General features: G+C 56.1%; 21 protein-coding genes. 4 read left to right on the top strand and 17 right to left on the bottom strand.

The window, feature by feature from the left end:
* Positions 1–64: 64 nt before the first annotated feature.
* The 3 genes from AAC636_RS03355 to AAC636_RS03345 form a co-directional block, all read right to left on the bottom strand.
* Complete coding sequence (locus tag AAC636_RS03355) at positions 65–301, bottom strand: hypothetical protein (RefSeq protein ID WP_340261832.1); 237 nt, start codon at positions 299–301, stop codon at positions 65–67.
* Between the two features lie 20 nt (positions 302–321).
* Entirely contained in the window at positions 322–1,155 is an 834-nt protein-coding gene (locus tag AAC636_RS03350) for a Hint domain-containing protein (protein WP_340300408.1), read from the bottom strand.
* Between the two features lie 270 nt (positions 1,156–1,425).
* Positions 1,426–3,705: an adenosylcobalamin-dependent ribonucleoside-diphosphate reductase gene (locus AAC636_RS03345; RefSeq protein WP_340300407.1), complete on the bottom strand. Its 2,280-nt coding sequence runs from the start codon at positions 3,703–3,705 to the stop codon at positions 1,426–1,428.
* 117 nt (positions 3,706–3,822) lie between these two features.
* On the opposite strand from AAC636_RS03345, the gene AAC636_RS03340 reads away from it, so the two are divergent.
* The gene (locus tag AAC636_RS03340) at positions 3,823–4,254 is read left to right on the top strand and encodes a DUF1489 family protein (RefSeq protein ID WP_340300406.1); all 432 of its coding nucleotides are present in this window, start codon (positions 3,823–3,825) and stop codon (positions 4,252–4,254) included.
* On the opposite strand, the gene hisG is transcribed toward AAC636_RS03340, so the two are convergent.
* From hisG to hisS, 3 genes are read right to left on the bottom strand one after another with little or no spacing between them, the layout of a single operon-like run.
* Positions 4,251–4,940, bottom strand: coding sequence for an ATP phosphoribosyltransferase (gene hisG, locus AAC636_RS03335; protein ID WP_340300405.1), 690 nt, complete (start codon positions 4,938–4,940; stop codon positions 4,251–4,253). The two genes, AAC636_RS03340 and hisG, sit on opposite strands and share 4 nt — an antisense overlap.
* Complete coding sequence (locus AAC636_RS03330; protein WP_340300404.1) at positions 4,937–6,049, bottom strand: ATP phosphoribosyltransferase regulatory subunit; 1,113 nt, start codon at positions 6,047–6,049, stop codon at positions 4,937–4,939. The genes hisG and AAC636_RS03330 overlap by 4 nt, the downstream gene beginning before the upstream one ends.
* Positions 6,046–7,527 carry a histidine--tRNA ligase gene (gene hisS / locus AAC636_RS03325; protein ID WP_340300403.1) on the bottom strand — a complete coding sequence of 494 codons (1,482 nt, stop codon included), beginning with the start codon at positions 7,525–7,527 and terminating at the stop codon, positions 6,046–6,048. Before hisS ends, AAC636_RS03330 begins: the two co-directional genes overlap by 4 nt.
* A 137-nt stretch (positions 7,528–7,664) precedes the next feature.
* On the opposite strand from hisS, the gene AAC636_RS03320 reads away from it, so the two are divergent.
* Positions 7,665–7,865, top strand: a complete 201-nt coding sequence (locus AAC636_RS03320) for a SlyX family protein (RefSeq protein WP_317656489.1) — start codon at positions 7,665–7,667, stop codon at positions 7,863–7,865.
* A gap of 3 nt (positions 7,866–7,868) precedes the next feature.
* Here the strand turns inward: AAC636_RS03320 and dnaE are convergent, their stop codons facing one another.
* The 7 genes from dnaE to AAC636_RS03285 all read right to left on the bottom strand — a co-directional run bounded on the left by dnaE (position 7,869) and on the right by AAC636_RS03285 (position 16,886).
* Positions 7,869–11,363 carry a DNA polymerase III subunit alpha gene (gene dnaE / locus AAC636_RS03315; protein WP_340300402.1) on the bottom strand — a complete coding sequence of 1,165 codons (3,495 nt, stop codon included), beginning with the start codon at positions 11,361–11,363 and terminating at the stop codon, positions 7,869–7,871.
* Positions 11,364–11,473: 110 nt separating this feature from the next.
* Positions 11,474–13,990, bottom strand: coding sequence for a GcvT family protein (locus AAC636_RS03310; RefSeq protein WP_340300401.1), 2,517 nt, complete (start codon positions 13,988–13,990; stop codon positions 11,474–11,476).
* A gap of 184 nt (positions 13,991–14,174) precedes the next feature.
* Positions 14,175–14,750, bottom strand: a complete 576-nt coding sequence (locus tag AAC636_RS03305; protein ID WP_340244782.1) for a F0F1 ATP synthase subunit B family protein — start codon at positions 14,748–14,750, stop codon at positions 14,175–14,177.
* Positions 14,751–14,753: 3 nt separating this feature from the next.
* Entirely contained in the window at positions 14,754–15,302 is a 549-nt protein-coding gene (locus AAC636_RS03300; protein ID WP_340300400.1) for a F0F1 ATP synthase subunit B', read from the bottom strand.
* Positions 15,303–15,391: 89 nt separating this feature from the next.
* Positions 15,392–15,628, bottom strand: a complete 237-nt coding sequence (locus tag AAC636_RS03295; protein ID WP_050928673.1) for a F0F1 ATP synthase subunit C — start codon at positions 15,626–15,628, stop codon at positions 15,392–15,394.
* Between the two features lie 56 nt (positions 15,629–15,684).
* Positions 15,685–16,464 carry a F0F1 ATP synthase subunit A gene (locus AAC636_RS03290; protein WP_445322554.1) on the bottom strand — a complete coding sequence of 260 codons (780 nt, stop codon included), beginning with the start codon at positions 16,462–16,464 and terminating at the stop codon, positions 15,685–15,687.
* An 83-nt stretch (positions 16,465–16,547) separates the two neighbouring features.
* Positions 16,548–16,886, bottom strand: a complete 339-nt coding sequence (locus AAC636_RS03285) for an AtpZ/AtpI family protein (protein WP_340252666.1) — start codon at positions 16,884–16,886, stop codon at positions 16,548–16,550.
* Between the two features lie 244 nt (positions 16,887–17,130).
* Here AAC636_RS03285 and AAC636_RS03280 point away from each other — a divergent pair, with 244 nt between their 5' ends.
* Positions 17,131–17,475 (top strand): ArsR/SmtB family transcription factor, encoded by a 345-nt coding sequence (locus AAC636_RS03280; RefSeq protein WP_340252668.1) that lies wholly within the window; start codon positions 17,131–17,133, stop codon positions 17,473–17,475.
* Here AAC636_RS03280 and AAC636_RS03275 read toward each other — a convergent pair.
* Genes AAC636_RS03275 through AAC636_RS03265 form a run of 3 tightly spaced genes read right to left on the bottom strand, consistent with a single transcriptional unit; the run spans position 17,472 to position 19,288 of the window.
* The gene (locus tag AAC636_RS03275) at positions 17,472–18,353 is read right to left on the bottom strand and encodes a LysR family transcriptional regulator (protein ID WP_340300399.1); all 882 of its coding nucleotides are present in this window, start codon (positions 18,351–18,353) and stop codon (positions 17,472–17,474) included. The two genes, AAC636_RS03280 and AAC636_RS03275, sit on opposite strands and share 4 nt — an antisense overlap.
* Before the next feature lie 11 nt (positions 18,354–18,364).
* Positions 18,365–18,967: a DUF1523 family protein gene (locus AAC636_RS03270; protein ID WP_340300398.1), complete on the bottom strand. Its 603-nt coding sequence runs from the start codon at positions 18,965–18,967 to the stop codon at positions 18,365–18,367.
* Between the two features lie 42 nt (positions 18,968–19,009).
* Entirely contained in the window at positions 19,010–19,288 is a 279-nt protein-coding gene (locus AAC636_RS03265; RefSeq protein WP_340300397.1) for a hypothetical protein, read from the bottom strand.
* Positions 19,289–19,406: 118 nt separating this feature from the next.
* Here AAC636_RS03265 and AAC636_RS03260 point away from each other — a divergent pair, with 118 nt between their 5' ends.
* Positions 19,407–20,690 carry an acetylornithine deacetylase/succinyl-diaminopimelate desuccinylase family protein gene (locus tag AAC636_RS03260; protein WP_340300396.1) on the top strand — a complete coding sequence of 428 codons (1,284 nt, stop codon included), beginning with the start codon at positions 19,407–19,409 and terminating at the stop codon, positions 20,688–20,690.
* Here the strand turns inward: AAC636_RS03260 and AAC636_RS03255 are convergent.
* Positions 20,687–20,872 carry a hypothetical protein gene (locus AAC636_RS03255; RefSeq protein WP_340252678.1) on the bottom strand — a complete coding sequence of 62 codons (186 nt, stop codon included), beginning with the start codon at positions 20,870–20,872 and terminating at the stop codon, positions 20,687–20,689. The two genes, AAC636_RS03260 and AAC636_RS03255, sit on opposite strands and share 4 nt — an antisense overlap.
* Positions 20,873–20,969 lie beyond the last annotated feature (97 nt).

Below are 20,969 nucleotides of genomic sequence, written 5' to 3'. Positions count from 1 at the left end.
GCCTCAGTGACGCGCGGGCTATAGGGGATTCCTCGCGCTGTCAAGCGCATGGGGGAATTCAAGCCTAGCTTAAGCCGTAAATCCCACGCGATGGCCCTAGATGCGCGGATAAAATCGCGGCCTCCGCCGCGCCCAACATCCGCCGCACAGCGGGGCCAAAAAGATCGGGATGCCCTGCAAGATATAGGTGACGTTCATAAAGGTCATCTAGGCAGGCGGCCGCATCGGCATCCATCTCGTCCTCGGGCAGTGCCGCATAAGCGGGGTGGAAACTGTCAACCGCGACACTGTTTGCAATCAAGACCTGATGCCCCTCAAGCATCACGTGAAATATGTGACAGAGGCCGCGCGATGATCCACCCGCGCGCCCAAATCCCCTACCAAATCCTGTGCGCGCATCATGACCCCATCTTCGCCCCAAAGCGCCCGCGCCTCGGGCGATTTAATCAACACGCGATGATCAGGGGACACCAAGAGATCGGGTTCAGGTTTGCCTTTCCCAAAGAGACCCTGCGGCAATCGAATTGGGCGAAGATGTGGCATGGCAAAAAGTTGCGCGCCTGACAGGCTGCGCTGGCCCACCCATAGGACTTCTTTCAGACCATTGTCGCGGGTGACAAGATAATCCCCTGCCCGCACATCCTCGACCGCAATTTCCCCTTTCAGTGCCGCCAATCGCGTGCCTTTGACAAAGCAAACAATAGGGCCTTGGCGCCGAAAGCGCGCGGAACACCCGCCGCCCAAAGAGATGATTGTCAAATGTTGGCGCGAGGGTGGCATGCCATCGGGAAAGAGCAACACCGTTTCGCGGCTATCCTCAAGGGTGAGGGGAACGGCACTAAAAAACCGCACACCATCGGACAGCACCATCACATCACGATACAGGGGATCGTCAAAGTCGCTCGACAAGTGAGGCAGGGGCGCGGGTCTTTGCATGAACTTATGCACGACCCGCGCCGCTTTGGCACGAAGTTGGAGAAGATCACGGCTGGATGTCAGAACAAGGGCGGCGTCTTTGCCTTCAAGGGGGAAGGCACGACCGTGCCAGCTCCAACTCATCCCTTCAGCCAGATCTTTCTTGTTATAGTCCGAGTCTCCCTCGATCCGCGTCTGCGCCCAAGAAATGATGAACGCACCGCGCAACCCCATGCTCATGCGATGCCTGCCTTACTTGCCTCAATGCGTGCCGTTTATGTTTCGGCTTGGGAGGCAAGCTAGCATGGGTGATTCGTTCTGTGAATCCCCTTTGACGCGCTTTGGAACCAAATCGCATTATTAAAAATCCTTGCAAACGTCACTCTGGCCAAAGGCGAGCGCACAATAAACCTGACGGGGCCAGATTACGGCAGCCGCGTTCACAAGGCAGTTAATAATAAAATTGTGTCTAAAATTTTTTTATGATTGTGGTGCGTTATCCACAGGACCTTAGCCGCATTTTGAATAGCCACAATCGGTGCAGGTCATGCACCCCTCGCTCATCCGCATCGCAGACGACCCACAGGAATTACACTCTGCCGCCCCTGTGCGGCCTGCACCCAAATCATAAACCTCGGCGGTGGGGTCGGTTTTCAACCCCATCCCCTCGCCCGAAATAAACCCAATTGAGATCAGATGCCGTTCGATAACACCGCCAATCGCCGCTAAGATCGAGGGCACATATTTACCCCCAATCCATGCCCCCCCGCGCGGATCAAACACGGCTTTGAGTTCTTCTACCACGAAACTCACATCACCGCCGCGGCGGAAGACAGCCGACATCATCCGCGTCAACGCCACTGTCCACGCGTAATGTTCCATATTCTTGGAATTGATAAACACCTCAAACGGCCTGCGATGACCGTTGAGCACTACGTCATTGATCGTGATATAAATCGCGTGCGGGCTATCGGGCCATTTCAGTTTATAGGTATTGCCCTCTAGGGTCTGCGGCCGCTCTAGCGGCTCGGAGATATAAACCACTTCGCCCGTAGAGGCCTCGCGCGCGGTGGCGCCATCTGGCTTTGCTTCTGCCTCAGAAACACTCAGGACACTGCCCGTCACATCATTGGGGCGATAAGTGGTGCACCCCTTACAGCCCGTTTCATAAGCCTGCAGATAGACATCTTTGAAGGCCTCAAAGCTGATATCTTGCGGCACGTTGATGGTTTTCGAGATGGAACTATCCACCCATTTCTGCGCGGCCGCCTGCATGCGCACATGATCAGCAGGGGCAAGGGTTTGGGCATTTACAAAAAACGCAGGCAATTCTGCGTCACCCTGTTTTTCGCTCCAAAGTTTGACCGCGTAATCGGTCACCTCCTCCTCGCTGCGCGACCCATCCCGCTGCAACACTTTGCGCGTGTAGCTATAGGCAAAAACGGGCTCAATCCCGGAGGAGACATTTCCCGCATAAAGGCTGATGGTGCCTGTGGGCGCAATCGAGGTCAAAAGCGCGTTTCGGATGCCATCTTTGGCAATCGCCTCGCGCAAATCTTGATCCATTTGCGCCATATTCCCTGAGGCCAAGAACGCCTCGGCGTCAAACAAGGGGAATGCACCCTTTTCCCGCGCCAATTCAACCGAAGCCCAATAGGCCGCATGGGCAATTTCCTTCATCCAAATCTCAGATTGCGCCACTGCGTCATCGGCCCCGTAGCGCAGGCCAAGCATCAAAAGGGCATCAGCCAAACCCGTCACACCCAAACCAATGCGCCGCTTTGCTTGGGCCTCGAGCGCCTGCGCCTCGAGTGGAAAACGGCTGGCATCCACCACGTTATCCATCATCCGCACAGCGACCCGCACCAAATCCTTCAGCGCCTCAAGATCAAGGGCCGCATCCGCCTCAAAGGGCGCGCGCACAAGCCGCGCAAGGTTAACGGAACCAAGCAAACACGCCCCGTAGGGCGGCAAAGGTTGTTCGCCGCACGGGTTGGTTGCCGCAATGGTTTCGCAATAGGCCAGATTATTGGATTGGTTGATGCGATCGATGAAAATCACACCTGGCTCAGCGTAATCATAGGTCGATTGCATAATCTGGTTCCACAGGTCACGCGCCTGCACCGTGCGGTAAACCTTGTTGTCAAACACCAATTCCCAAGGCCCGTCTGCTTTGACCGCCTCCATAAAGGCATCGGTGACGAGAACAGAGACATTGAACATCCGCAGCCGCGCCGCATCAGATTTGGCGGTGATAAAATCTTCGATGTCTGGGTGGTCGCAGCGCATCGTTGCCATCATCGCGCCGCGGCGCGAGCCAGCCGACATAATCGTGCGGCACATGGAATCCCAAACATCCATAAAACTCAGCGGGCCAGAGGCATCCGCGGCCACGCCCTTAACATCCGCGCCTTTGGGTCGGATGGTGGAGAAATCGTAGCCGATCCCGCCCCCCTGCTGCATCGTCAAAGCCGCCTCTTTGAGCATATCAAAAATGCCGCTCATGCTGTCGGGGATTGTGCCCATGACAAAGCAATTGAAAAGCGTGACACTGCGCCCCGTTCCCGCACCCGCCGTGATGCGACCTGCCGGTAGATATTTGAAATCCTCAAGGGCTTTGTAGAATTTTTCTTCCCAATAGGCGGGATCTTTCTCCACCGAGGCCAAAGCCCGCGCGATCCGCCGCCATGTGTCCTCGACAGTGCGGTCAATGGGTGTGCCATCCGCCTCTTTAAGGCGATATTTCATATCCCAAATTTGTTCAGCAATCGGGGCGGCAAAACGAGACATAGCGCAGACTTTCACGATCAGATTGGGAAACACAAACTAGGGGCCTTGGCGCAAGCGGTCAACTTGAACCTTGCGAAAAATAGCATACCATATCTTGAGGGACTTTGGGGAATAGATATGAGCAGCACCATAAATCTGGTCAAATTATGTGTCGGCGCCGAAGAGGTGCAGGATCTTTTGAACTGGCAAAAGAACCCGCGCGCCTTGGGGCCATCGGGCCTGCCGCGCCATGTGACACGGATGTGGCCCAAGCGTGAGGCAGAAATTCTTGCAGGCGGGTCGCTTTATTGGGTGTTCAAAGGATTGATCCTGTGCCGCCAAAAAATCTTGGCCCTAGAGGAGGTTGATCGCGGCGATGGGATCAGGCGCTGCGGCATCGTCTTGGAACGGGACGTCACCCGCGTGACACCCACGCCAAAACGCCCGTTTCAAGGGTGGCGCTACCTCAAACCCGAAGACAGCCCCCGCGATTTAAATGCCAATCGCTCAGAAGAAGAAACTTTGCCGCGTGAATTGCAAACCGCTTTGGCCGAAATCGGCGTTCTTTAGATTGAAAGCTTGGTTTTCAGCCCACCAAGGGCGGCTCGGGCCCCATCTGTCCAATCTGCGCCGCGCGCCCGAAACAGCATCGCTTGGCTGCGCAGGATCATCCCATCCGACAGGATTTTCAGGTTATTGGCCCGCAAGGTTTCCCCTGTTGAGGTGATATCAGCGATCAATTCCGCCGTGCCATGCGCCACGGTGCCCTCGGTCGCGCCTTGGCTGTCAACCAATTGATAATCGGCAACCCCTGCAGCGCGCAGATAGTCCCGCACCAGACGATGGTATTTCGTGGCGATCCGCAAACGCATCCCATGGGCCTCGCGGAAATCTGCGGCAACGGCATCAAGATCATCCACGCAATCCACATCAATCCAACATTGCGGCACGGCCAAAACCAAATCCGCAAAGCCAAATCCAAGCTCGACCAATTCTTCGACCGACTGATCCCATGCGGGGATCTTCTCACGCACAAGATCGGTGCCTGTCACGCCCAAATGAATACGGCCCGCCGCCATTTCGCGCGGAATTTCTCCCGCAGACAGCAACATCAACTGCATATCCGCCCCCGAAACTTCGGCGGCATAATCGCGCTCTGAGCCTGCGCGGCGCATCTCAACCCCGCGCGCTGCAAACCAATCAAAGGTCTTTTCCATCAACCGCCCCTTAGACGGCACCGCAATACGCAACGTCATATGCCACCCTCCTGACGCGAGAGGCCATGCAGCAATTCAGGACGGATCACCCCGCCCACGGCAGCAATCTCACGGCCATTGCCCAAGATTTTGGTCAGCGCATCATAGCGTCCACCTGTGGCAACGGGGGGCATATGCGGGTCAGTTTCGTTGAAAAAACCGAACACAAACCCATCATAATATTCCATATTCGTCCGCCCATAGGAGGCCTCGAACCATAGGTCATCTACGGCGACACCTACGGCGGACAGCGCCTCAATACGGCGCACCAAGCCTGAAATGGCGCTGTCGATCTGCGGTAAATCCACAGCCAAATCCCGCAATTGTGCGACTGCGTTTGGCAGGGTTTCGCGCAAAGACAAAACCCGCTCCAAGGCTTCGGCCTGCGCCGCCGAAATACTGGGCGCATCATCATCCTCGGCCAAAGCGCGCATACGGCGCAAGACATCAGCGGGGCTGCGTAGACCACTCCAATTTTCAGTGGCATCAATCATGGCTTCAGGCCCTAAATCGGCCATCTGGGCAATCAATGCTGCACGGGTCGCAGGGGCATCGCTGCGGCCTGAAAAACGATCTAGCAAGCGCCGAAAACGGCGCGGACGCCACACATGGCGCCGCAAGGCGCGTTTGCGCCGCTCGGTTGTATCAAGGGCAGATATCGCGGCCAAAACCACGCCGATATCGCCAGTGACGGCGCGCAGGCCATATGGGGCAAGCAATGTGGTAAATAGGGCAAAGACTTCGGCATCTGCGCGCGCAGGGTCATCACGATCAAACAGCTCATATCCCACTTGCAGATATTCGCTCGCGCGGGCGGGACTGGCCTCCTGTTTGCGGAAAACCTCGCCCATATAGCTGTAACGCGCAGGCTCCGCCCCGTCCGACATATGGCGCTGCACCACGGGCACGGTGAAATCGGGCCGCAGCATCATTTCGCCGCGATTGGGGTCATGCGTGACATAGGCCCGCGCGCGGATATCTTCGCCATAGAGATCAAGCAGCGTATCAGCAGGCAGCAAATGATCGGCCTCAAAGGCCACGGCACCCGCGGCTTGAAATGCCGCAAAGAACCGCTCCGCCTCCGAACGAATGGCCGCTTTTTGGCTCATCCCTGACGCTCCAATATAGCGCGAATTTCGGCGACCAGATCACCGCGCGCCACTTCGCGCTGTGCAGGTTGCGCCTTCCATTCCTCAAGGCTTGCATTGGCTGCAATCTTGGCCCCTAAGATCAAATCCTTGATCTGAACCACGCCGCGCGCGGCCTCGTCCGAACCTTGGATGACCGCAACAGGGCTTTCGCGTTTATCGGCGTATTTCAACTGATTTCCGAAATTCTTAGGGTTGCCCAAGTAAACCTCCGCGCGGATGCCCGCATTGCGCAACTCAGTCGCCATGGCTTGATAATCCGCCATGCGGTCGCGATCCATGACCGTCACCACGACAGGCCCTTGCATTGCACCGCTGATCCGCCCTTTGGCGCGCAATGCGGCCAAGAGGCGATCAACCCCGATGGACACACCCGTTGCAGGCACATCTTGGCCTGTGAAGCGTTTGACCAAATCGTCATAACGTCCGCCGCCTGCAACAGACCCAAATTGACGCGGGCGGCCTTTGTCATCCAGAATCTCAAAGGTCAACTCCGCCTCGAACACGGGGCCCGTATAATAGCCAAGGCCACGCACCACCGAAGGATCAATCACGATCCGGTCGGGGCCATAGCCTTGCGCATCAAGCAGCGTGGCAATGGTTTCGAGTTCGGCCACCCCAGCCTCACCAATCGCAGATGTGCCAATCAGCTTGCGCAGCATCACCAAAGTCTCTGCATTGCTGTCTGCGCGCGCCAACAGGAATGCCACGATCTGATCGGCCGCTGCCGCATCAAGACCCACGCCATCGATATAAGCCCCAGACTCATCCAAACGGCCTTTGGTCAGCAATTGGATCACGCCTTCGCGGCCCACTTTGTCGAATTTATCAATCGTGCGCAGCACAGCTTGGCGGGTGGTTTCATCCTCGGAGGACAATCCAATGGTCGCCAGAACCCCATCCAACACCTTACGGTTGTTCACCCGCACCACATAATCGCCGCGCGGAATACCCACAGCCTCAAGCGTGTCTGACAGCATAGCGCAAATCTCGGCATCTGCGGCAACGCTGGCCGCGCCGACCGTATCGGCATCGCATTGGTAGAATTGGCGGAAGCGCCCCGGCCCTGGCTTCTCATTGCGCCAAACGGGGCCAAAGGTGTAGCGGCGATAGGGGCTTGGCAAATCATTGCGATATTGCGCCGCTACGCGGGCCAAGGGGGCGGTCATGTCATAGCGCAGCGCGACCCAACCGCCGTCTTCCTCCTCCTGCCAAGCAAAAACGCCCTCATTGGGGCGATCCGTGTCAGGCAGGAATTTCCCCAAGGCCTCCACGGTTTCCACGGCCGATGTCTCAAGCGGGTCGAAGCCATAGCGCTGATAGGTTTCGGCAATTTTGGCAAGCATCTCTTGCCGCTCCAACACTTCCGCGCCGAAGTAATCGCGAAATCCACGCGGCGTCTCTGCTTTAGGGCGGGGCTGTTTTTTCTCTTTTGCCATAACCATATCCTCGATCTCGCGCGTGGTGTAGCGCCCTCGCGTCAAAGGGGCAAGAGAGGGGTGGTCATGGGGGCCCTGCAAGGGTTAGTTTGCATCCGAACGCAACGACACAATCCCAGACAAGGATCATAGGCCCCATGAGCGCCTCTCGCGATGATTTGGAAATGCATTTGGCCCATCTCACCCGCACAGTCGATGACCTCTCGGAGGTGGTCGCACGCCAAGATCGCGAAATCACCCGTCTTACCGCCCGTGTTGAGATGCTGATGCAGCGTGAGGCAGATCGTGAAGCCGCAGGCGATATGCCCGCCGCCAATCAAAAACCGCCCCATTGGTGAGGGTTAAACCTCTTCCACCGCGATGACACCGCCCAAAGATTTCAGCGCCCCTTTTATGGCGGGATTGACGGGGTAATCCTCGCCCAAGAGGACTTCGACCTCACCCGGAAGATCAGCGGCTGTCAGGCATAATTGAATTGGGCCTGTCACCCGCGATGCATTGGTCTTTCTGGCCTCGCCCAACACATTGGCCAATTGCGGCAAAGCGGTCGCGTCCTCGACAAACACCCTCAAGCCTGTAGCCCCACCTTGTGCGGCAACCGCATCAATGGGCTGCACTGCGCGAGCTAGGAGTTTTAATTGCTCCGCTTCATAGGTGGCCTCAACGGTCAACACCACATTCTGGCCCGCCTCTAACAGATGCCGCGCAGACTCGAGCAGGTCAGAGAACACTGTGACTTCGTAAAGTCCCGTTGGATCAGAAAGACCCACAAAGGCAAAACGGGTGCCGCGCTGGCTTTTGCGCTCTTGCTTGACCGCAACCGCCCCTGCCAATTTGGTGACAAAAGCCCCCCCTTGCACCCGCGCCTCAACCTCACGCAGCGACAGGCAGCCTGAGCGTTTCAAGCTTGGCACATATTCATCCAAAGGATGGCCAGAAAGATAGAAACCAACCGCCTGATGCTCTTGGGAAAGCCGTTCATTCGGCAACCAATCTGGCGGATTAGACAGGCGTGGCTCAGGCAAATCATCGCCCCCTTCCCCGAACAGGGAGGTCTGGTTTGATGATTTTTGATCATGAATTGCAGAAGAATAGGCGACCAGCGCATCCAAACTATCAAACAAGCGGCGGCGGTTCGCATCCAATTCGTCAAAGGCGCCTGCGCGCGCCAACATCTCAAGCGGCCGCTTGCCCACCCGTTTCAAATCAACCCGCCGAGCAAAATCAAAGAGCGATGCAAAGGGATGATCTCCGCGCCCCTCAACGATCAAGCGCATTGCATCGACACCGACATTTTTCAAGCCACCCAAGCCATAGACCACGCGCCCGTCAGACACGGAGAACGTAGCAAGCGAGCGATTAACGCAAGGCGGCACGATCTCGATGCCAAGGCGACCCACCTCTTGGCTGTAAATAGACAGCTTATCCGTCAAATGGATATCGCAATTCATCACCGCAGCCATGAATTCGACAGGATGGTTCGCCTTAAGCCAAGCGGTTTGATAACTGACAACCGCGTAAGCGGCCGCGTGCGATTTGTTGAAGCCGTAATTGGCGAATTTTTCTAGAAGGTCGAACACTTCTTCGGCCTTGGCCTTGTCGACCCCATTTGCCTTGGCGCCTTCCACAAATTTGGGGCGTTCGGCATCCATGGCCTCTTTGATCTTCTTCCCCATGGCGCGGCGCAGCAAATCCGCACCGCCAAGGCTATAGCCCGCCATGACCTGCGCAATTTGCATCACCTGTTCTTGATATACGATGATGCCTTGCGTCTCTTCGAGGATGTGATCAATCAACGGATGGATCGAGGCACGCTCTTTGATCCCGTTCTTCACCTCGCAATAGGTTGGGATATTCTCCATCGGGCCGGGGCGATAGAGCGCCACAAGGGCCACAATATCCTCAATGCAGGTGGGGCGCATACGCCTTAGGGCATCCATCATGCCCGAGCTTTCCACCTGAAACACCGCAACCGTCTTGGCCGAAGCATAAAGCGCATAGGTCGCTTCATCGTCTAACGGGATCGCGTTGATCTGGTTTTCTGCCCCCTCATGCGGTTGATAGAGCGCGTGGCCATCTGGCGCGACATGCAAATCGCGGCCCGATGAATGGATCAGATCAATCGCATTTTGCACCACAGTCAGGGTTTTCAGGCCGAGAAAATCGAATTTCACCAAGCCCGCAGGCTCTACCCATTTCATATTGAACTGGGTCGCAGGCATGTCCGAGCGCGGGTCTTGGTAAAGTGGCACCAACTCGTCCAACGGGCGGTCACCGATCACCACGCCCGCGGCGTGGGTTGAGGCATTGCGCAAAAGCCCCTCGACCTGTTGCCCATAATCCAAAAGCCGCGCGACCACTTCTTCGGCCTGCGCTTCTTCGCGCAAGCGCGGCTCATCGGCCAAGGCTTTTTCGATGCTCACGGGTTTGACCCCCTCAACAGGGATCATTTTTGACAGGCGATCCACCTGACCATAGGGCATTTGCAAAACCCGCCCGATATCGCGCACAGCCGCCTTGGACAACAGCGCCCCAAAGGTGATGATCTGCCCCACGCGGTCGCGACCATATTTTTCCTGCACATATTGGATCACCTCCTCACGGCGATCCATGCAGAAGTCGATATCGAAATCGGGCATTGAGACGCGTTCAGGATTGAGGAAGCGCTCGAACAGCAAGCTATAACGCAGAGGATCAAGGTCGGTGATGGTCAAGGCATAGGCCACAAGGCTGCCTGCACCCGACCCGCGCCCAGGCCCAACTGGGATGTCGTGCTCCTTGGCCCATTTGATGAAATCGGCCACGATCAAGAAATAGCCCGGGAAGCCCATCCCCTCGATGATGTCCAATTCGAAATCGAGGCGCTTTTGATAGTCCTCAAATGATGCCGCATGCGGGATCACCGCAAGGCGCGCTTGCAAACCTTCATTGGCCTGACGCCGCAGTTCTTCCACCTCGTTCTCGGCAAAGCGTGGCAAGATCGGGTCGTGGGTGCGCGCGCGATAGGCGCAGCGCTGTGCAATCTCAACCGTGTTTTCAATCGCCTCGGGCAGATCAGCGAAGAGTGTCACCATCTCTTCGGGGGTTTTGAAATAATGCTGCGATGTCAGGATACGGCGTGGTTCTTGTTGATCGACATAGGCCCCTTGCGCAATGCAGATCAACGCATCATGCGCCTCATACATTTTTGGTTTGGGGAAATAGACGTCATTGGTCGCCACAAGCGGCAGGCCCATCTTATAGGCCATATCAATCAAATGCGGCTCGCTCAGCGCCTCGGCCTCAGGTAGGCCTTGATCAATTGGGTGGCGTTGCAATTCAACATAAAGCCTATCTCCAAAGATCTCAGCCAATCGTGCCATCAATCCTTCGGCTTTGGCAATTTGCCCCGCAGAGAGCAGCGCGCCAAACGGCCCCTCAGGGCCACCAGAAAGACAGATCAACCCCTCATTATGCGCCGCCAATTCATCAAGGGTGACATGGGGAATTTGGCCATCGCCGCGCAAGTAGAAATGCGAATTCAGCTTTAATAGGTTCAAGTAGCCCTGACGCGATTTCACCAAAAGAACGATGCCGCGCGCGGGGCGAGGTTTCTCGCCCTGCGCTGCCGCCTCATAGGCCAAATCAATCTGGCACCCCAATATCGGCTGCACACCTGCCTTGACCGCATATTCGGAAAACTCAAGCGCGCAGAACATGTTGTTGGTGTCAGTCACTGCGACAGCGGGCATGCCTGCATCGGCCACCAATTGCGGCAAAGATTTGATCCGCATCGCCCCTTCAAGCAGCGAATATTCGCTATGCACACGCAAATGGATGAATCGAGGCTTTGACATAAACCCAGCCTATGAAATGCGCGCCGAGCAGAAAAGCAAAAAAGCCGCCTGCATCTCCAAAGGGATGCAGGCGGCCTTCACGGGAGGAGCCCTGTCTCAATCAGGCTGGATTAGCCATCCACGCGGATCGTGACGTTCTTCGGATCATAAGGGCTGTCTTCGGTAATTTCCGCATCATAAATTGCGCCCATGATTATCACCTTCAGCTTTTGCCCAACCTGCGCATAGTCAGGGTTCACATAGCCCATGCCGATCTGTTTTCCGAAATGCACGGAATAGCCACCTGATGTCAGACGCCCAACACGGGTTTCACCATCAAACAAGGCTTCGCGCCCCCATGGATCAGCATCCTGAGGCCCGTCTATCAACAGCGTCACACATTTAGAGCGGATACCCTTATCAAGCATTGCTTGCTTGCCATGGAACTCCTTGGAGAGATCAACAAAGCGATCTAGACCCGCCTCCAACGGCGTTGCATCACGGCCGAGTTCATTGCCAAAGGCACGATAGGATTTCTCCTGACGCAGCCAGTTCTGCGCACGCGCACCAACCATCTTAAGCCCATGCTTTTCGCCCGCGGCCATAAGTTGATCCCACAGGTGATTTTGCATCTCAATTGGATGGTGCAATTCCCAACCCAACTCACCCGTATAGGCCACACGCGCAGCGCGCACAGGCACCATGCCCAGCTCAATGTCGCGCACAGACAGCCACGGCGAACGCTTGTTCGAGAGGCGTGTTTCTGGCTCTGCGTCACGCACAAGCTCGTTCAAGATCGCGCGGGAATTTGGCCCTGCAAGGGCAAAGACACCCCATTTCGTGGTCACATTCTCGACCGCAAACCAGTTGCCTGTGCTTTGGGTTTTGGCCCAGAAATCTTCTTCGGCCTTGCGCAGATAATCGCCGTCATAGGCCTCCCACGCGCCTGCAGAGACGAGGTAGTAATCATTCTCAGCAACCCGCATGATAGTATACTCGGTGCGGGTCGTTCCTGCATCGGTCAGCGCATAGGTCAGGTTAATCCGCCCCACTTTGGGCAATGCGTTACAAGTGAACCAATCCAAGAAAGCAGTCGCCCCAGGCCCGAACACACGATGTTTGGCAAAGGCTGTTGCATCAATCAGACCAGCGGTTTTACGGACCGCTTCCGCTTCCTCGCGGGCAAAGTTCCACCATCCGCCGCGGCGGAAACTGCGCGCATCATGGTCGAAATGAGACGGCGCATCTTTGGGGCCGTAGTAATTGGGGCGCTCAAATCCGTTCACACAGCCAAATTGCGCGCCAAGCGACTTTTGACGATCATAGGCAGGGCCTGTGCGTAAAGGACGGCAGGCTTCGCGTTCTTCGTCAGGGTGGTGCAGGATATAGACATGAGCATAGCATTCTTCATTTTTGCGCGCTGCATATTCGGTCGTCATCCAATCTTGGCCGTAGCGCTTGGGATCAAGGCTCGCCATATCGATTTCCGCCTCACCTTCGACCATCATCTGCGCCAGATAATTGCCTGTGCCACCTGCCGCGGTGATGCCGAAGCTGAAACCTTCAGCCAACCACATATTCCGCAGGCCAGGCGCAGGGCCAACCAATGGGTTCCCATCGGGGGTGTAGCAGATCGGGCCATTGTAATCGTCTTTCAGACCCACTGTCTCACTGGAGGGGATGCGGTGGATCATGGACATATATTCTTCTTCGATCCGCTCCAGATCGAGCGGGAAGAGATCCGCGCGGAAACTGTCGGGCACAGCATATTTGAAGCAGGCAGGTGCGCCTTCTTCATAAGGCCCTAGGATCCATCCGCCGCGTTCTTCGCGCACATACCATTTTGCATCTGCATCGCGCAAAACGGGATGCTCAGGCGCGCCATTTTGACGGAAGGCCACCAGTTCTGGATCAGGCTCTGTGACGATATATTGATGCTCGACTGGGATGGCGGGGATTTTGATGCCCAACAATTTCGCTGTGCGCTGCGCATGGTTTCCTGTTGCGGTCACAACATGTTCGGCAGTGATCACTTGGGTTTCCTCAGACGGAACCAAATTGCCGCCCTTTTCGACCATCTTGGTGACAGTGACGCGCCATGCCTCGCCTGTCCATTCATAGCCATCAACTTGCCACTTGCGCTCGATGATCACACCGCGCTGGCGCGCGCCCTTGGCCATGGCTTGGGTCACGTCTGCAGGGTTGATATAGCCGTCAGTCGGGTGGAACAGCGCCCCTTTGAGATCTTCTGTGCGCACAAGCGGGTAGCGGTCTTTAATCTGCGCAGGCGTCAACCACTCGTAGGGGATACCAACTGTCTCAGCGGTCGATGCATAAAGGCGGAACTCGTCCATGCGTGCATCGGTCTGCGCCATGCGCAAGTTACCGACCACAGCAAACCCTGCGTTGAGGCCTGTCTCTTCTTCCAACGTCTTATAGAATTTCACAGAATAGTCGTGAATATGGCTGGTTGCGTAGCTCATGTTGAACAAGGGCAAAAGTCCAGCCGCGTGCCATGTCGAGCCTGAGGTCAATTCATCCCTCTCCAACAGCATCACATCCTGCCATCCCGCTTTTGCAAGATGATAGGCAATAGATGCGCCAACGGCACCGCCGCCGACAACCAAGGCTTTGACATGTGTCTTCATGATATCCGCTCCCGCGCGTGATCTGTGGTTGTCCTCTCTTGCCAGAGGTCAAGCCGCGCGGCCTCGCCCGCCCGACCGAAAAAAGACAGAAAACGACATCTGTGACACAGGCCACATAATCAACAAAAAAAAGGCCCCTCTCAGGGGGCCTTTTTCATAACTTTTACCTTTCAAGCATACCTGCTTAGTGCAGGCGGCTTTCCACTTCAGCGATGGCCGCATCAATGCGCTTGTTCGCTTCTGTTGCAGTGGTGCTGTCGGCCAAAATCTTTGCCGCAGCCGCAATTGCAACATCCACAGCACGGTTGCGCAATTCACGGGTCGCTTTTTCTTCGGCACTCGTGATCTGCTCCTCAGCTGCCTTGAGACGGCGCGCGATGGATTGCTTGAGGTCCTCTTTGGCAGCATCGGCAGCCAAACGGGCCTCTTCGCGGGCGTGGTCAATAATGCGCTGAGACTGTTCAGCCACTTCGCGGCTTTTGCGCTCATAGGCCGCCAGAACGGCTTGCGCTTCATCACGTAGGTTGCGGGCCTCATCCAATTCGGAACGAATGGTTTCCGCACGATCATCCAACATCTTGAGGATCATCGCAGGCACGTTGAAATAGAACAACAGCGCCAAGAACAAGATGAAGCCGATCAGCACCACGTAATTGGTGTTGAAGAAAGACGCAAAGCCGTAATCACCACCTGCTGCAAAAGCAGGCGCCGCGATTAGGGTCAGGGCAGATGTTGCCAATGTCGCGTAACGCAGTGTCATGGCTTATCCTTTCATCCGCTCTGCAATGGCCGCTTTCAGCGCCTTGGCATCGGGCTTGCCGCCACCAAGAGCTGTTACAATCTCGGCTGTCGCATCTTTTGCGACCGCTTCGATGTTTTTCACAGCGCCTGCGCGGATCTCACCGATACGCGCTTCAGATTCCTTTGCCTTCGCAGCGATCTGCGCATCCGCCTTTGCAGTGGCGTCCGCCAATTCAGCCGCGATTTCGCTGCGGGTCTGGGCGATGATGTCTTGCGCTTGCGCGCGCGCATCTGCGAGGGCTTTGTTATAGGCCTCTTCCGCTTGAGCAGCTCTGGCTTTCAGTTCTTCAGCAGCGGCAATGTCCTTTGCAATCGCACCTTGGCGGTCTGCCAAAACGGATGCAACGCGGGGCAACGCCACGCGGCTCAAGATCAAATAAACGACCACCAGTGTAACCACGAGCCAGAAAATCTGGTTCGGGAAGGTGGAGAAGTCGAGTTGCGGCATACCCCCCGAGGCGGCTTCACCACCATGGGCTGCACTGGCAACGTTGTGGGCAGTCTCTGCCATCATGTCCTCCTGGAACCGGTGATTACACTGGGCCGCTGTGGCGCGCTGCGCGCAAAGCGACCCAGCCGTAAGGATGGTTCGCTAAAGGCTTAGACTGCGAACATCAGCAGAAGTGCCACGAGGAACGCGAAGATCCCCAAAGCTTCTGCGAACGCGATACCGATGAAGAGCGTTGCGGTCTGACCTGCAGCTGCAGATGGGTTACGCAAAGCACCTGCGAGGAAGTTGCCTGCAACATGGCCCACACCGATCGCTGCTGCGCCAGAGCCGATAGCGGCAAGGCCTGCACCGATGAATTGACCGAGTTCTGCGATATTGCCTTCCATTTCCGTTTCTCCTTACGTTGGAATTGGCTGAATAGATGTCCTGAACCGTGATCCGCTTAGTGATGCGGATGCAGCGCGTCTTTCAGATAGACGCAGGTCAGGATGGTGAACACATAGGCTTGGATCACGGATACGAGCACTTCGAGCCCGTAGATCGCGACAATGCCCAAGATTGGGGCGAAGGCCGCGGCGCCCATCGCGCCAGCGAAACCTGCAAACACTTTCAAAACTGCGTGGCCCGCCATCAGGTTACCCGCAAGACGGATAGAGTGGCTGACGGGGCGCACGAAGTAAGAAATCAATTCGATGATGGCAAGGATCGGGCGCAGCGCCAAAGGCGCGGAACTGACCCAGAACAGGCTGAGGAAGCCTGCGCCGTTCTTGATGAAACCCACCAAGGTCACTGTCAGGAACACCGCCGCCGCCAAAATCGCGGTCACCGCGATATGCGATGTCGTGGTAAAGCTCATTGGGATCAGGCCCAAGAGATTCGACAGCAAGATGAACATGAACAGGGCGAAAATGTAGGGGAAGAAGGGCAGCGCATCTTTGCCTGCAACATCTTCGACCATTTTGCGCACGAAGCCATAGATCAACTCAGCAACCGACTGGCCGCGCGATGGAACCACGGCGCGACCGCGCGTGCCCATAACCATCAAAGCCACAATCGCTATGACGCAGAGCGCCATCCAGAGCGTGGAATTGGTCGGCGTGTACCAGTTCAGCGTGTCACCAAACAATGGGGAGATGACGAATTGATCCATCGGGTGGATCGCCAAGCCGCCTTCGTAATCGTCAAGAAGACCCAACACGAAAAGCACAGCCGCGATGGCCAAAAGGACAAATGCAATCGGCTTGCCCGAATTGGAGGGCTTGTTCTGATCAGAATTCGTTACATCCGAAGCCACGGTGTATCCCCTTATTTTGTACCGCCCTCATCCGCGTTTTCGCGGGCTTGGGCTTGGTTCTGAAGCTCTTGCGCAGATCGGATCATCGTTTTGACCCCAGCCACAAAGCCCAGCAATGTAAAAACGACCATCAGCCAAGGGCGCGTGCCCAAGAGGCTATCTAAGCCCCAGCCTATGCCAACACCGATCAACAACCCGCTGACCAGTTCAATCACCATCCGCCACGCGTGCTGCGCTTGGGAATAATGCTCCCCCATCGGTGGCTTCTTGTCAGCTTCGCGTGAGCGAATGCTCGCCAGTTTTTCTTCCAACGCCTTCAGGCGATCAGGATTCGGCGATGGCTCGGTCATATGCAAAGCACCTTCAGAAAACGCCCCTCGGGTGTCGCGCGGAACCTAAGAACAGGCCGCGCCAGAGTCAACGAAACTTTGCACCCGCAGAGAAATGCATAAGCTATTGAATATAAATCAATAAAATGACCTGCGACAAGTTGGTCAAATCCATTCGTCAGACGGTCTGCGGCAATTTTCGACAATTTCCCATATTCAACCAAATGGTTGACGATTGCCTCGGAAGGCAGGATAGGATGCCATTATGAGCGCCAGTTCCCTAGATCTGACCTTTGCTGCCTTGGCAGACCCAACCCGCCGCGCGATCTTGTCGATGCTGCTCGAAGATGACATGGCCGTGACCGATGTGGCGGAACCGTTTGAGATGTCTCTGGCAGCGATCTCAAAGCACCTCGCCATCCTTGCCCATGCGGGACTGATTGCCCAAGAAAAGCGGGGACGGGTCAAGTGGTGCAAACTCGAGCCTGACGCGCTGCGCGCCGCAAGTGTTTGGATGCAGGGGTTTGGTCAATTCGAACCCATCCACCTAGACGAGTTCGAAGCCTTTCTCGCCCGCGAATTGGATGGGGCTGATACGCAGCGCGATTAAGCCGTCCCTACGATATTTTTGGCGTTATCTTTAAGATAGGCCAAAACGCGCTGCACCTTTGGGCTGCGATGCAAATCGACATGGGTGACCAACCAGACAGAAGAATTCCATTCGTCCAGTGAGGGCATCACCTCAACCAAGTCTGCATTTTGCTCGAGGGCAAAGGCGGGCGCGAAGCCTATGCCGATCCCCGCATGAACGGCCTCAATCGCACTCGCGAAATCGGAGGCCCGAAACACGATTGCATCTTCAGGCACATGATCCTTGAGCCATCTTAAAAACGGCGCGCGGCTATCGGCTTGAGTGGTTGCCACAAAGCGATGCTGCGCTGCTGTTTCTAGGCTGAATGGCCCGTGCTGTTCGAGATAGGACTTGGTTGCACAAAGGCGCGCCCTGAGCGTGAAAAAGGACTGCACGACATTATCAGGCTCCGATGGGGCAGACCCTGCGCGAATGGCAATATGCGCCTCGCCCAATTCCATCCGAAAGACGCGCTCATCCGTCACCAAACGAATGCGCAAATCTGGATGATCGTTTTGTAATTCCGCCAATGCGGGCATCAACAACTGCGCCACGAAGCCAAGAGCGGTCAGCACCAATTCCCCTGACAGCGTATCGCCCTGCCCCGCAATACGCGAGGCCAATTGTGAAAACCGCGCTTCAGTTTCAGCGGCAGTCGCAAGCAAATCCTGCCCGGCCTCGGTGGGGGTGTAGCCGCGTGCATGGCGATGGAACAGCCGCACCCCAAGACGCCCTTCAAGCGCGTCTATATGCCGGATCACTGTAGCATGATGCACCGATAGATAATCTGCGGCCCCAGACACTGTGCCCAGTCGTGCCACATGATAGGCCGTGCGCACCTCATCCCATGCATCCATCATCGCACCCTTCACTTGCCGCGCAAACGATCACGGCTTTTCGACCAAAACACAGCCGCCCTGTCATAAAGCGGATCAAGAATGCGGGCTTCAAACCGCTCCCACAAGCGCCATAGGGCAAACAAGACAACCAAAAGAAGGACGAGAATCGTAATCGGCATCCATGGGATCAGCATCACATCGGGCCCTGCCACCTGACGCAAGGCCACAGCATTGGGATAGGTCGTCAAAATGCGCGAACGCCATCCGTAATGCGTTACCGCCACCCAAATCGGGTCAGCCGCAGTCGAAATCAGGTTTGCCGCTTCGGCCTGCAAGTCTGAGCTGTCCAATTTGAAATAAGGAGGCCACCCAAAGCCCGTATCCTCATTGCGGAACACGTGAACCTCGCCCTGCGTATCGACCGTATTGATCAAACGCAAATCGCGCGATGCGAGTTGTGCGCTGCCTGTATCGCCGCGGGCGTAGAAAATGCGGTTGAGGCCTGAGAAATCTTGCCTGATGATTTCTGTCTGCGTGATCCGCAAAATATCACGCTGCGGCAGCGTATAGTGGAAGAACGCGACAAGGAGCGCGCCCAATATCAGTAATGCTATGATCCGTGGCCAACGCATGCGCCGCCTGCCCCTTTGTCGTTTATTTTCCCATTGCGCCGCCTAAGGCGCGAGCGGATCGGTGAACCCAACATAAAGGAACAGCGCCGCAAGTGGCAAAGCATAAACCACTACCGCCAAACGCAGCGCGATTTTACGCATAGACCCTGCCAGACGGCGATTGATCCAATCCTCACGATGCTCATTCGCGGCATCAGACGGATCCCGCTTTTGCCATTCCGCGATTAAGGCCTCACGCTGGCCTGCGCGCATATAAAAATAGAGCGATACAAAGACCACTGTCAAAAGCACCGCCATCAGTAAGGCTATGCGAATAATCACACGCTATTCTCCCAGATCCGTGTCTCATCCTTGATATAGGCACGGCGCAAAAATTTGCACGGGCTTGCAATGCGTAAATTCCCACAGCAAGCTGAAAAAGAAAAAAGGTGGGACAAAAATGGACAGCAAAGATCAGCTTGAGACTGCGATTGCCACACGCCAGGACGATTTGATCGCACTGACCCAAGATTTGATCCGCATCCCCACCCTCAACCCGCCCGGCCAAAACTATCGCGAAATTTGCGGCTATCTTAAACAGCGCTTGGAGGCAGCGGGGTTCACAGTTGACTTAATCCGCGCCACAGGGGCGCTTGCCGATAGCGACACATATCCGCGATGGAATATGGTGGCGCGCTATGAGGGCGGCGCGGCGGGGGACACCGTCCATTTCAACAGCCATCACGATGTCGTGGAGGTTGGGCATGGATGGACGAAGCCGCCTTTTGGTGGGGTTCTCGAAGATGGCCGCATCTACGGGCGAGGGGCGTGCGATATGAAAGGTGGGCTTGCGGCCTCAATCATCGCAGCTGAGGCCTTTATTGCCACCTATCCAAGATTCGCAGGTGCGATTGAAATCTCTGCCACCGCAGATGAGGAGTCAGGTGGCTTTGGCGGCGTTGCCTATCTGGCCGAGCAGGGCAGATTTGACCCTACCCGCGTTCAGCATGTCATTATCCCCGAACCTTTGCAAAAAGACCGCATCTGCCTTGGCCATCGTGGCGTTTGGTGGGCACAGGTCGAAACGAAGGGGCGCATCGCGCATGGCTCAATGCCATTCTTGGGCGACAGCGCCATCTCTCACATGGGCGCGGTTCTCGCAGAAATAGAAACGCATCTTTTGCCACTCCTCGCGGGGAAAACCACGGCAATGCCAGTCGTGCCGCCGCAGGCGCGCCAATCCACGCTGAATATCAATTCAATCCATGGGGGAGAGGCTGAACAGGCCGAGGATTACACTGGCCTGCCCGCACCATGTGTTGCAGATCGCTGCCGCATCGTGATTGATCGCCGCTTTTTGATTGAAGAGGACATCGCAGCGGTCAAAGCGGAATTGACCGATATGCTAGAGCAGATCAAAGCCAGCCGCCCCCGATTTGACTATGAGATTTCCGATCTGTTCGAGGTGCAACCCAGCATGACAGATGAAAGCAGCCCGCTTGTGCAATCGGTGGGCCAGGCCATCGAACGCGTGTTGGCCCAAAAAGCGGAATATGTGGTCAGCCCAGGCACCTATGACCAAAAACATATCGACCGCATTGGTCGGTTGAAAAACTGCATCGCCTACGGGCCAGGTGTTTTGGAGCTTGCCCACCAACCCGATGAATGGGTTGGGGTTGATGACATGGCAGACAGCGCGCTTGTTATGGCGCTGACCTTGGCAGAATTGCTGCCAACAGCTTAGGGCTGAAGAACAAAACCCATATGCTCAATCGCGCGTTGCGCGATCTTGTCACCCTTAAGGGCCGCATCGTTCAAAGCTTTCATCAGCCCCGAAAGTTTGCGGCTGCTGGCTTGCTCTTTTACGAAACTACTGACCTCTTCGGCAGACAGGGCGAGGATAGTCTGTGCTGTATCGCATACCATGTGCGTATCTCCCGATTTCGACCCTCGTCTCAGCGCATCGCCGCAAAGCGTATCTCGCGCTATGGTCGAGGGGCTTATCAGAACCAGCAAGTGCCGA

Origin of the sequence: Roseobacter sp. HKCCD5988 (genome assembly GCF_037830355.1) — a bacterium.
GTDB lineage: Bacteria > Pseudomonadota > Alphaproteobacteria > Rhodobacterales > Rhodobacteraceae > M30B80.
This window is presented reverse-complemented; position numbering and strand designations above follow the sequence as displayed.

Bases quoted from the DNA above. Each gene is read 5' to 3' on its own strand.
- AAC636_RS03350 (WP_340300408.1), bottom strand. From the start codon at position 1,155: ATGAGCATGGGGTTGCGCGGTGCGTTCATCATTTCTTGGGCGCAGACG.
- AAC636_RS03345 (WP_340300407.1), bottom strand. From the start codon at position 3,705: ATGTCTCGTTTTGCCGCCCCGATTGCTGAACAAATTTGGGATATGAAA.
- AAC636_RS03340 (WP_340300406.1), top strand. From the start codon at position 3,823: ATGAGCAGCACCATAAATCTGGTCAAATTATGTGTCGGCGCCGAAGAG.
- hisG (WP_340300405.1), bottom strand. From the start codon at position 4,940: ATGACGTTGCGTATTGCGGTGCCGTCTAAGGGGCGGTTGATGGAAAAG.
- AAC636_RS03330 (WP_340300404.1), bottom strand. From the start codon at position 6,049: ATGAGCCAAAAAGCGGCCATTCGTTCGGAGGCGGAGCGGTTCTTTGCG.
- hisS (WP_340300403.1), bottom strand. From the start codon at position 7,527: ATGGCAAAAGAGAAAAAACAGCCCCGCCCTAAAGCAGAGACGCCGCGT.
- AAC636_RS03320 (WP_317656489.1), top strand. From the start codon at position 7,665: ATGAGCGCCTCTCGCGATGATTTGGAAATGCATTTGGCCCATCTCACC.
- dnaE (WP_340300402.1), bottom strand. From the start codon at position 11,363: ATGTCAAAGCCTCGATTCATCCATTTGCGTGTGCATAGCGAATATTCG.
- AAC636_RS03310 (WP_340300401.1), bottom strand. From the start codon at position 13,990: ATGAAGACACATGTCAAAGCCTTGGTTGTCGGCGGCGGTGCCGTTGGC.
- AAC636_RS03305 (WP_340244782.1), bottom strand. From the start codon at position 14,750: ATGACACTGCGTTACGCGACATTGGCAACATCTGCCCTGACCCTAATC.
- AAC636_RS03300 (WP_340300400.1), bottom strand. From the start codon at position 15,302: ATGGCAGAGACTGCCCACAACGTTGCCAGTGCAGCCCATGGTGGTGAA.
- AAC636_RS03295 (WP_050928673.1), bottom strand. From the start codon at position 15,628: ATGGAAGGCAATATCGCAGAACTCGGTCAATTCATCGGTGCAGGCCTT.
- AAC636_RS03285 (WP_340252666.1), bottom strand. From the start codon at position 16,886: ATGACCGAGCCATCGCCGAATCCTGATCGCCTGAAGGCGTTGGAAGAA.
- AAC636_RS03280 (WP_340252668.1), top strand. From the start codon at position 17,131: ATGAGCGCCAGTTCCCTAGATCTGACCTTTGCTGCCTTGGCAGACCCA.
- AAC636_RS03275 (WP_340300399.1), bottom strand. From the start codon at position 18,353: ATGGATGCATGGGATGAGGTGCGCACGGCCTATCATGTGGCACGACTG.
- AAC636_RS03270 (WP_340300398.1), bottom strand. From the start codon at position 18,967: ATGCGTTGGCCACGGATCATAGCATTACTGATATTGGGCGCGCTCCTT.
- AAC636_RS03260 (WP_340300396.1), top strand. From the start codon at position 19,407: ATGGACAGCAAAGATCAGCTTGAGACTGCGATTGCCACACGCCAGGAC.
- AAC636_RS03255 (WP_340252678.1), bottom strand. From the start codon at position 20,872: ATGGTATGCGATACAGCACAGACTATCCTCGCCCTGTCTGCCGAAGAG.